This is a genomic window from Streptomyces pathocidini, assembly GCF_001418495.1.
Classification (GTDB): domain Bacteria; phylum Actinomycetota; class Actinomycetes; order Streptomycetales; family Streptomycetaceae; genus Streptomyces; species Streptomyces pathocidini.
Window position 1 is genome coordinate 1 of sequence record NZ_LIQY01000380.1, and the last position, 10,138, is coordinate 10,138.

Annotated in this window: 10 protein-coding genes; 7 read left to right on the plus strand and 3 right to left on the minus strand. The window is 72.3% G+C overall.

What is annotated here, in order from left to right:
* The 3 genes from AOK16_RS17975 to AOK16_RS17985 all read right to left on the minus strand — a co-directional run.
* Nucleotides 1–859: phosphotransferase (locus tag AOK16_RS17975; RefSeq protein ID WP_079101508.1), on the minus strand; the 859-nt coding region annotated here is incomplete at its 3' end.
* A gap of 113 nt (nt 860–972) precedes the next feature.
* A complete protein-coding gene (locus tag AOK16_RS17980) occupies nt 973–1,488 on the minus strand; it encodes a pyridoxamine 5'-phosphate oxidase family protein (protein WP_079101507.1) in 516 nt (171 codons plus the stop codon).
* 235 nt (nt 1,489–1,723) lie between these two features.
* Complete coding sequence (locus AOK16_RS17985) at nt 1,724–2,383, minus strand: response regulator (protein WP_055473265.1); 660 nt, start codon at nt 2,381–2,383, stop codon at nt 1,724–1,726.
* A gap of 342 nt (nt 2,384–2,725) precedes the next feature.
* Here AOK16_RS17985 and pdhA point away from each other — a divergent pair, with 342 nt between their 5' ends.
* Genes pdhA through AOK16_RS18020 form a run of 7 tightly spaced genes read left to right on the plus strand, consistent with a single transcriptional unit; the run spans nt 2,726 to nt 10,012 of the window.
* Complete coding sequence (gene pdhA / locus AOK16_RS17990; protein ID WP_055473256.1) at nt 2,726–3,880, plus strand: pyruvate dehydrogenase (acetyl-transferring) E1 component subunit alpha; 1,155 nt, start codon at nt 2,726–2,728, stop codon at nt 3,878–3,880.
* 2 nt (nt 3,881–3,882) lie between these two features.
* The gene (locus tag AOK16_RS17995; RefSeq protein WP_055473257.1) at nt 3,883–4,863 is read left to right on the plus strand and encodes an alpha-ketoacid dehydrogenase subunit beta; all 981 of its coding nucleotides are present in this window, start codon (nt 3,883–3,885) and stop codon (nt 4,861–4,863) included.
* Between the two features lie 21 nt (nt 4,864–4,884).
* Nucleotides 4,885–6,405: a dihydrolipoamide acetyltransferase family protein gene (locus tag AOK16_RS18000; RefSeq protein ID WP_055473258.1), complete on the plus strand. Its 1,521-nt coding sequence runs from the start codon at nt 4,885–4,887 to the stop codon at nt 6,403–6,405.
* Nucleotides 6,405–6,998, plus strand: coding sequence for a NuoI/complex I 23 kDa subunit family protein (locus tag AOK16_RS18005; RefSeq protein WP_055473259.1), 594 nt, complete (start codon nt 6,405–6,407; stop codon nt 6,996–6,998). Before AOK16_RS18000 ends, AOK16_RS18005 begins: the two co-directional genes overlap by 1 nt.
* A complete protein-coding gene (locus tag AOK16_RS18010) occupies nt 6,995–7,579 on the plus strand; it encodes an NADH-quinone oxidoreductase subunit J family protein (RefSeq protein WP_055473260.1) in 585 nt (194 codons plus the stop codon). The genes AOK16_RS18005 and AOK16_RS18010 overlap by 4 nt, the downstream gene beginning before the upstream one ends.
* 1 nt (nt 7,580) lies before the next feature.
* Nucleotides 7,581–8,006, plus strand: coding sequence for an NADH-quinone oxidoreductase subunit NuoK (gene nuoK, locus AOK16_RS18015; RefSeq protein WP_055473261.1), 426 nt, complete (start codon nt 7,581–7,583; stop codon nt 8,004–8,006).
* On the plus strand, nt 8,003–10,012 hold the full coding sequence (locus tag AOK16_RS18020; RefSeq protein WP_055473262.1) for an NADH-quinone oxidoreductase subunit 5 family protein: 2,010 nt from the start codon (nt 8,003–8,005) through the stop codon (nt 10,010–10,012). The genes nuoK and AOK16_RS18020 overlap by 4 nt, the downstream gene beginning before the upstream one ends.
* Nucleotides 10,013–10,138 lie beyond the last annotated feature (126 nt).

The window sequence follows — 10,138 nt, forward strand, 5'->3', positions numbered from 1 at the left end:
GTACGGCCTCCTCGGCGCGGGGCTGGACGCCGAGGCGGTCCCAGTCGACGATCGCCACCGGCTCGGCGCCGCGGTAGAGCAGGTTGAGCGGGTGGAAGTCGCCGTGCACCCAGCCCGCCGCCGGGGCCGCGCCCGGGTCGGGGCGGCGGTGGGAGTGGCGCTCCAGCAGGGTGCGGCGCTCCCTGAGTCGGTGCTCGGCCAGTTCGTCGAAGCTGTCGCGGGGGCGGTGGGCGCGGGCGAGGGCCAGTAGCTCCTCGATGAGCGTGAAGGTGCGGGCGGGGTCGGCGCCGGCGAGGGGAGCGCCGGGCCGGGCTTGTGGCGGTTGCCCGGGAGAGGCTTCGCCTGCCGGTAAACCGGCGTCGGCCGGGGCCGAGTGCGGCATCACGCGTTCGAGGCAGGTGTGGACGAGGCCCAGCAGGGCGCCGAGGCGCCGGGACTGGGCGCAGGTGAGCTGGCCGCCGTCGCGGTGGCGGCCGTCGATCCAGGGGTGCAGGGCGTAGCAGCGGCCGCCGATCACCGTGACTGTGCGGCCGTCGGTGTCGGCCAGGGGTGGGGCGACGGGGAGGCCGAGGGCGCCGAGGCGGGCGGTGGCGCCGTGCTGGCGGGCGATGGCGGCGCGGTCGCCGTCGAGGTGGTGCTTGAGGAAGTAGCGGCCGCGGGTGGTGGTCAGGTGGTAGCCGCGGTTGAGCAGCCCCTGGGCGACGGGTTCGCAGGTCAGCGGGGTGCCGGTGCCCTCGTATCTGTGCAGGAGGCGGCCCAGGGCGAGGGGCGCCTCGGGGGCCGGGCACGCGGTGACCGGGTCCGCCGAGACCGTGGCGGTGCGGACCGGGTCTGTGGCGACCGGGTCCGCGGTGCCCATGGGGGCGGAGACCATGGCGGTGGAGACCGGGTTCGCGGTGACCGTGGCGGTGGACAGGGGGGCTACGGGGTTGGCATATGAGCGCGGCACGCGCCAGATGTTAGATGACTACGTCACACACCGTGCTGGGGTCGGTGCACAGGGACACCGGTGAGGTGGTGCACGGTGACGCACTGCGGTTCGATCCGCAGGTACGTGGGCTCGTACGGGACGCCGTCCGCGGTGTCGGGCGCCGGGCCGAACCGCTCCAGCTCCTCGGGGGTCGGGTCGACGATCCGCGCGGTGCCCGCGAACTGCACGGACCAGATGTCCTCGGGCTCCCCGTGTGCGGTGGAGCAGTTGCGGGGCAGGCAGTCGGCGCCGTAGCCGACAACGCTGCCGTCGCAGGCGCGATGGTAGCCCCAGCCTCGGTGGACGCGGAGCAGTACGGTTCCGTCGGTGACGATGTGGCGGGCCACGGCGACGTGGGGCAGGGCCTGCAGGGAGAGCGAGATGCGGCCGTACGCGGTGGTGTGCAGCAGCTCGATGGCGTCGCGCGCCGAGGCGGCGCCGATGAGGTCCGTGGGGGGTCCGGCGAGTTCCTGGGGGGAGACCGTGGCCGCGGGTGCTGTGGGGGCTTCCGAGGGCATGGCTCCAGCCTGGAGGGCGGGCGCGTTCCCCCGATAGGGGCACCGTGCCCGGGAGCTTGGGCCATTGGTCCCGATTCGGAAATCGGCCTCGAATCGGATGCAAGGCCCGAATCGGATGAAGGGCTCGAATCAAGCACAAGGCCTGAATCGAGCACAAGACCCGAATCGGATGCAAGGCCTGCGTCGGATTACGGGAGTGGGGGAGCTGAATTACGGGAGTGGGGAGGGGAACCCCTCAGTTCTTCTCCGCCTGCATCCGGGCCACATAGGCGGCGGCCTGGGAGCGGCGCTCCATGCCGAGTTTCGCCAGCAGGCTGGAGACGTAGTTCTTGATCGTCTTTTCGGCGAGGTGGAGCCGCTCGCCGATGACCCGGTTGGTCAGGCCCTCCCCGATCAGGTCGAGGATCTTCCGCTCCTGGTCGGTGAGGTGGGCGAGGCGCTCGTCGCCCTTGGCGGCCGTGCCGTCGCGCAGCCGCTCCAGGACGCGGGCGGTGGCCACCGGGTCGAGCAGGGACTTTCCGGCTGCCACGTCCCGTACGGCGGCGAGGAGTTCGTTGCCGCGGATGGCCTTGAGGGCGTAGCCGGAGGCGCCGGCCATGATCGCGTCGAAGAGCGCCTCGTCGTCGGCGAACGAGGTGAGCATCAGGCACTTGATGTCCTCGTTCTGCGAGCGGATCTCCCGGCAGACCTCGACCCCGCTGCCGTCCGGCAGCCGCACGTCGAGCACGGCGACGTCGGGGCGGGTGGCCAGGATGCGGGAGAGGGCCTCGGCGGCGGTGCCGGCCTCGCCGACGACCTCGATGTCGTCCTCGACCGAGAGCAGGTCGTGGACTCCGCGGCGGACCACCTCGTGGTCGTCCAGCAGAAATACCGTGATTTTTCCTTCTTCGCGCACGACGTCAGTCTCACACACCAGCTCTTCCCGTGCTCTTGTCCGGCGATATAACGTGCCCCTGTCCCGGCGGCCCGCAAGGCTGTGACCAGTGCTGTTTGCCCAGGATCGGCGATTTACTTGGAAATCCAAGAAAAATCGCAGGTCAGAGGGGTTTCGCAGAGATGTGGAGCACTGGGTAACGTGCCTATTGCAGGCCACGTCCGGGCACCTGTCACACCCGGTTCGGCCGCGTGCACCTACCCCGTGCGCCGTTTCGAAGCGGGTGAGCCCCTCCCAGCCGTTGGCAGGGGGGACCCCAGGCCACCGGCGGATCCCGGGGGCCGGACAGACGGAGGAGCAACCGTGACCGTGGAGAGCACTGCCGCGCGGAAGCCGCGCCGCAGCAGCGGCAAGCGCACCGGCACCCGGAAAACACCGGCGGCCGGCCAGCCCGAGCTCGTACAGCTGCTGACGCCGGAGGGCGAGCGGGTCGAGCACCCCGACTACTTGATCGACCTGACCTCTGACGAGCTGCGCGGCCTGTACCGCGACATGGTCCTGACCCGCCGCTTCGACGGCGAGGCGACCGCGCTCCAGCGCCAGGGCGAGCTGGGCCTGTGGGCCTCGCTCCTCGGCCAGGAGGCCGCCCAGATCGGCTCCGGCCGCGCGCTGCGCGACGACGACTACGTCTTTCCGACCTACCGCGAGCACGGCGTTGCCTGGTGCCGCGGGGTGGACCCGACGAACCTGCTCGGCATGTTCCGCGGGGTCAACCACGGCGGCTGGGACCCCAACAGCAACAACTTCCACCTCTACACGATCGTCATCGGCTCGCAGACGCTGCACGGCGTCGGCTACGCGATGGGCGTGGCCAAGGACGGCGCCGACTCGGCCGTCATCGCGTACTTCGGCGACGGCGCCTCCAGCCAGGGCGACGTGGCGGAGGCGTTCACCTTCTCCGCGGTCTACAACGCGCCGATCGTCTTCTTCTGCCAGAACAACCAGTGGGCGATCTCCGAGCCCACCGAGAAGCAGACCCGGGTCCCGCTCTACCAGCGCGCGCAGGGCTACGGCTTCCCGGGCGTGCGGGTCGACGGCAACGACGTCCTGGCCTGTCTCGCCGTGACCCGCGCCGCGCTGGAGCGGGCCCGCAGCGGCCAGGGCCCGATGCTGGTGGAGGCCTTCACGTACCGCATGGGCGCCCACACCACCTCCGACGACCCGACCCGCTACCGCGCCGAGGACGAGCGGGTCGAGTGGGAGGCCAAGGACCCGATCCAGCGGCTGCGGACGTACCTGGAGAAGGAGGGCTTCGCCGACGCGTCCTTCTTCGCCGAGCTGGAGAAGGAGAGCGACGCGCTCGCCAAGCGGGTGCGCGAGGCGGTGCGGGCCATGCCCGACCCGGAGCCGATGGCGATGTTCGAGCACATCTACGCCGACGGGCACGCGCTCGTCGACGAGGAGCGCGCCCGGTTCGCGGCGTACCAGGCTTCGTTCGCGGACGCGGAGGGCAACTGACCATGGCCATCGAGAAGCTCTCCCTCGCCAAGGCGGTCAACGAGGCGCTCCGCTCCACCATGGAGGCCGACCCCAAGGTCCTCGTCATGGGCGAGGACGTCGGCAAGCTCGGCGGTGTCTTCCGCGTCACCGACGGGCTGCAGAAGGACTTCGGCGAGGACCGGGTGATCGACACCCCGCTCGCCGAGTCCGGCATCATCGGCACCGCGATCGGCCTCGCGCTGCGCGGCTACCGGCCGGTCGCGGAGATCCAGTTCGACGGGTTCGTCTTCCCCGCGTACGACCAGATCGTCACGCAGCTGGCCAAGATGCACGCCCGGGCGCTCGGCAAGGTCAAGCTGCCGGTCGTCATCCGCATCCCGTACGGCGGCGGCATCGGCGCGGTCGAGCACCACAGCGAGTCGCCCGAGGCGCTGTTCGCGCACGTGGCCGGTCTGAAGGTGGTCTCGCCCTCCAACGCCTCGGACGCGTACTGGATGATGCGGCAGGCCGTCGAGAGCGACGACCCGGTCATCTACTTCGAGCCCAAGCGGCGCTACTGGGACAAGGCCGAGGTCGACACGGCCGCGATCCCCGGCCCGCTGCACGCCGCCCGCGTGGCGCGCGAGGGCACGGATCTGACCCTGGCCGCGTACGGGCCGATGGTGAAGGTCTGCCTGGAGGCGGCCGCGGCGGCCGCCGAGGAGGGCAAGTCGCTGGAGGTCGTCGACCTGCGGTCGATGTCGCCGATTGACTTCGACACGGTCCAGCGGTCGGTGGAGAAGACCCGCCGCCTGGTCGTCGTGCACGAGGCGCCGGTGTTCCTGGGCACGGGCGCGGAGATCGCCGCCCGGATCACCGAGCGCTGCTTCTACCACCTGGAGGCACCGGTGCTGCGGGTCGGCGGGATGCACGCGCCGTATCCGCCGGCCCGGTTGGAGGACGAGTACCTGCCGGGGCTCGACCGGGTGCTGGACTCCGTCGACCGCGCACTGGCGTACTGAGGGGCCGAGGAGATCGTGACGATGACTGAGAGCACGACGCCGGGGACTGCCTCCGGGATCCGCGAGTTCAGAATGCCCGACGTGGGCGAGGGGCTCACGGAGGCGGAGATCCTCAAGTGGTACGTCCAGCCGGGCGACACCGTGGCGGACGGGCAGGTGGTCTGCGAGGTGGAGACCGCGAAGGCGGCGGTCGAGCTGCCGATCCCGTTCGACGGGACGGTGCACGAGCTGCGCTTTCCGGAGGGGACGACGGTCGACGTCGGGACGGTGATCATCACTGTCGCGACGGGGGCCGGTGGGGCGCCGGCCGAGTCGGCGGCTGTTCGCGAGGCGGCGGGGTCCGCTGGGGCGGTGGCTGCGGGCGACCAGGCCGCTCCGTCCGCTCCGGCTGCCTCGGACGAGGAGATCGAGCCGGAGGGCCGCCAGCCGGTCCTGGTCGGCTACGGCGTCTCCGCGTCGTCGACGAAGCGGCGGCCGCGGAAGCCGCAGGCGGCGCCTTCCGTGCCCGGGCAGCCGGGCGCGGCCGAGGGCGGGCCGCGGCGGCCCGAAGCGGCGGCGATCCAGGCGGAGTTCAACGGGCACGCGGCGGTGGTCGAGGGACCCACGGGTGTCGCGGGTGCTGCCCCCGCTGCCGTACGGCCCGGGGGCCGGCCGGCCGGTTCGGCGGCGCCCTCCGTCCCCGGGGGCCGTCCGCTGGCGAAGCCGCCGGTGCGGAAGCTGGCCAAGGACCTGGGGATCGACCTGGCCACGGTCACGCCGACGGGCCCCGACGGGATCATCACGCGCGAGGACGTGCACGCGGCGGCGTCGGCGGTGTCCGTCGTGCCCGCCCCCGAGGCGGCGGCTCTTGCCGAGCCTGTGCCCGCCGCCGCCGGTCCGGCCCGCGAAATCCGCATCCCCATCAAGGGCGTGCGGAAGGCCACGGCCCAGGCGATGGTCGCGAGCGCGTTCACGGCGCCGCATGTCACGGAGTTCATCACCGTGGACGTGACGCGCACGATGAAGCTCGTCCAGGAGCTGAAGCAGGACCCGGACATGGCGGGCCTGCGGATCAACCCGCTGCTGCTGGTGGCGAAGGCGCTCCTGCTGGCGATCCGGCGGAACCCGGAGGTCAACGCGGCCTGGGACGAGGCGAACCAGGAGATCGTGCGCAAGGAGTACGTGAACCTGGGCATCGCCGCGGCGACCCCGCGCGGTCTGATCGTCCCGAACATCAAGGACGCCCAGGCCAAGACCCTGCCCGAACTGGCCTCCGCGCTGGGTGAGTTGGTGTCCACGGCCCGCGAGGGCAAGACCTCGCCGGCGGCGATGCAGGGCGGCACGGTGACGATCACCAACGTCGGCGTCTTCGGCGTCGACACCGGCACGCCGATCCTCAACCCCGGCGAGTCCGCGATCCTCGCCTTCGGCGTCATCTGGCTGCGGGTGAGCTATCCGCGGCTGCGCGAGGACCAGTTGCAGAAGCTCGCCTGGACCGTGCTCATCCCGCTCGCGCTCGCCCAGATCGCGCTCACCGGCGTGGTGAAGGTGGTGATCTCCTGATGCCCCCCGTCCCCGGCAGCGGCCTGGCCAAGGGCCTGGCCGTCACCCTGCGCACGATGACGCGGAAGGCGCACACCGCGCAGTACCCGGACGCGCAGCCCGAACTGCCGCCGCGCAGCCGCGGCGTGATCGGGCTCTTCGAGGAGAACTGCACGGTCTGCATGCTGTGCGCCCGCGAGTGCCCCGACTGGTGCATCTACATCGACTCCCACAAGGAGACGGTGCCGCCCGCGGTCCCCGGCGGGCGCGAGCGCAGCCGCAACGTGCTGGACCGCTTCGCGATCGACTTCTCGCTCTGCATGTACTGCGGCATCTGCATCGAGGTGTGCCCCTTCGACGCGCTGTTCTGGTCCCCGGAGTTCGAGTACGCGGAAGAGGACATCCTCGATCTGACCCATGAGCGGGACAAGCTCCGCGAGTGGATGTGGACGGTGCCCGCGCCGCCCGCGCTCGACGCGGCGGCCGAGGACCCGAAGGAGCTGGGCGCGGCGCGCAAGACCGCCGACAGACTCGCGGCGGCCGAGCAGGCCACCGAAGCAGCCACCCAGCAGGACCAGCGGGAGGACCAGCAGCCGCAGGAGGGCGACGCGTGACCCTCGCAGCCACCACTCACGGCTTCCTTTCCCCGACCGGCGTCGAGATCGCGTTCCTCCTCGTCGGTCTCGTCACGCTCGGGGCGGCCCTGGTCACCGTCACCACCAAGCAGCTGGTGCACGCCGCGCTCTGGCTGGTCGTGGCGCTTGGCGGGCTCGCCGTCGAATACCTGCTCCTCACGGCCGAGTTCATCGCCTGGGTGCAGGTGCTGATCTACGTCGGCTCCGTCGTGGTCCTCCTCCTCTTCGGGCTGATGCTCACCAGGGCGCCCATCGGCCGCTCCCCGGACGCCGATTCGGGCAACCGCCCGGCCGCGCTGGCCGTGGCCGTCGCCGCCGCGGCCGCCCTCGTATGGGTCGTCGTGGACGCCTTCCGGGCGACCTGGATCGACCTCGGCGGACCGGCCCAGGGCTCCACCGAGGTGACCGGCGCGTTCCTCTTCCGGCACTGGGTGCTGCCGTTCGAGGCCCTCTCCGTGCTGCTGCTCGCCGCGCTCGTCGGCGCGATCGTCCTGTCCCGCAAGCGCGGTGCCGACGACGGCGCCGGCCAAGGTGCCCCCCAGGCCAAGGAGCGGCGCTGACATGCACCTCGCCTACCCGGCGGTCCTCGCCGTCCTCCTCTTCTGCACCGGTCTCTACGGCGTGCTCGCCCGGCGCAACGCGATCCTGGTCCTGATGTCGGTCGAGCTGATGCTCAACGCCGTCAACCTCAACCTCGTCGCCTTCGACGTCTGGCTCCGCGACACCCTGCACGCGGGCCAGGCGCTGACCCTCTTCACCATCGCCATCGCCGCCGCCGAGATCGGCATCGGGCTGGCCATCGTGCTGCTCGTCCACCGCAACCGCGGCAGCTCGGACATCGACCGGCTCCGCGACCTCGCCGAGCCGCCGGGCGGACCGGGTACAAGACCGGGCTCGGGTACGGGCCTGGGCGCGGGCCCGGGGCAGGACGCTGAGGAGGCGCCCCAACAGACCACCTCGGCCCGGCAGTCGGAGGCCGCCGCGTGACGACCACGACCCTCGCCGTCCTCGTCCCGCTGCTGCCCTTCCTCGGGGCCGCGGCGGGTCTGCTGCTGGGCCGCCGCGCCCCCGGCTTCGTCCGGCCGCTCGCCATCCTGCCGACCCTGCTCGCCGCCGCGCTCGCCGTCGTCGTGGCCGTGCGGCAGGGCGGGGGAGAGACCATCGACGCCGCGACACAGCTGACCCCCACCGGCTCGGTGCCCATCGACCTCGCGCTCCGCCTCGACGGCTTCGCCGCCCTCGTGGCGGTCCTGGTCGGCATCGTCGCCTCCTGCGTGCAGCTCTACTCCACCGGCTACCTGCGCAACGACCCGCGCTACCCCTCGTACGCCGCGCTCGTCTCCCTGTTCACCTCCGCGATGCTGCTCGTCGTCTACTCAGGCGACCTGATGGTGCTGCTGGTCGGCTGGGAGATCATGGGCATCTGCTCGTACTTCCTGGTCGGCCACTACTGGGAGACCGAGGCCGCCCGCTCGGCGTCGATCAAGGCCTTCCTGGTCACCAAGCTCGGCGACGTCCCCTTCCTCTTCGGCCTGTTCGCGCTCGCCGCGGACGCCGGGACCTTCCGCATCAACGGCATCCTGACCGCTGCCGTCTCCGGCGACGGCCTGGACCACCCCACCCTCATCGCGCTGCTGCTGCTCGCCGGCGTCGCGGGCAAGTCGGCCCAGTTCCCGCTGCACACCTGGCTGCCCGACGCGATGGCGGGCCCGACCCCGGTCTCCGCCCTCATCCACGCCGCCACCATGGTCGCGGCCGGTGTCTACTTCATCGCTCGGCTCCTCCCCGTCTTCACCGCCTCCGCCGCGGCACTGATCGTCATGGCCGCGATGGCCGCCGCCACCATGGTCGGCTCCGCCCTGGCCGCCTTCGCGCAGGACGACATCAAGCGCGTGCTGGCCTACTCGACGGTCGGCCAACTCGGCTACATGACCGGCGCCCTGGCCGTCGGCGACCGCGGCGCCGCCGTCTTCCACCTCATCTCGCACGGCGCGTTCAAGGCCCTCCTCTTCCTCGGCGCCGGCGTGGTCATCGCCGCCGCGGGCACCAACTCCCTTGCCGCCATGGCCCGCATGAGCGGTCTCGCTCGGCGCGTCCCCGACGCGTTCTGGACCATGACCGTCGCCCTCCTCGCGCTCGCCGCCATCCCGCCGTTCGCGGGCTTCTTCTCCAAGGAAGCGGTACTCGGCGCCGCCGAGACCGCCGCGCTCGGACACGGCCCCACTGGCCACGCCGCCCACATCCCCGGCGCCGCGGGCTGGATCGTGCTCGTCTCCGGTCTGCTCACCGCCCTCCTCACCGCGGGCTACGCCGCCCGCCTCTGGCTGCTGGCCTTCCGCGGCCAGGGCACGCCCGCCCCGGACCTCGGCCGTCAGCCGGCCGTCATGAACGCCGTGCTGTGGGTGCTCTTCGTGCCCACCGCCGCCTTCGGCGTCTGCGTCGGGCTGCTGCCCGACTGGTTCGACGGCCGCTCGCTGGCCCCGACCCTCGCCACCTCCGTTCTCGGCACCGGTCTCGCCCTGGTCGGCGCCCTCGTCACGTACGCGGTCTGGCGCCACACCACGGCCCTCGCCCGCAAGATCCCGGTCGGCGTCGCAGCCGCGCATCCGCACACCGAGCCCGCGCTCACCGAGATCGAGGCCATCGAGACCCACGAGGCCGTGTACGGAGACATCGGTGCGGCCGACGACCCGGCCGACCCGGGCCGCCTCATCCTCGGCCCCCTCCACCGCCCCGCGGCCCACGGCTTCCACCTCGACGCCGTCTACGCGGCCCTGTTCGTCCGCCCAGTCCGCGCCGCCGCCGAACTCGTACGGTTCCTCGACCGCGAGGTCGTCGACACCTACGTCCGCGCCGCGGGCGGCGCCCCCCGCCTGCTCGGCGCGGCCGTCCGCCGCGCGCAGACCGGAAACGTGCAGACCTATCTCGGCGCCCTGCTCGCCGGCTCCGTCGTCCTGGCTATCGCCGCCGTCCTCCTCGCCGCCGGAGCGTGAGCCGTGCCTGGCCTGATCAATGACACCGTCCTGCAGTACCTCCTCGCGGCCGTCGTCGTCCTCCCCCTCATCGGCGCGGGCGCCGCCCTGCTGCCCGCCCCACCCGGCCTCAGGGGCCGCGGCCCC

Coding starts and splice junctions, on each gene's coding strand:
- AOK16_RS17980 (WP_079101507.1), bottom strand. CDS start 1,488: ATGCCCTCGGAAGCCCCCACAGCACCCGCGGCCACGGTCTCCCCCCAG.
- AOK16_RS17995 (WP_055473257.1), top strand. CDS start 3,883: ATGGCCATCGAGAAGCTCTCCCTCGCCAAGGCGGTCAACGAGGCGCTC.
- AOK16_RS18000 (WP_055473258.1), top strand. CDS start 4,885: ATGACTGAGAGCACGACGCCGGGGACTGCCTCCGGGATCCGCGAGTTC.
- AOK16_RS18005 (WP_055473259.1), top strand. CDS start 6,405: ATGCCCCCCGTCCCCGGCAGCGGCCTGGCCAAGGGCCTGGCCGTCACC.
- nuoK (WP_055473261.1), top strand. CDS start 7,581: ATGCACCTCGCCTACCCGGCGGTCCTCGCCGTCCTCCTCTTCTGCACC.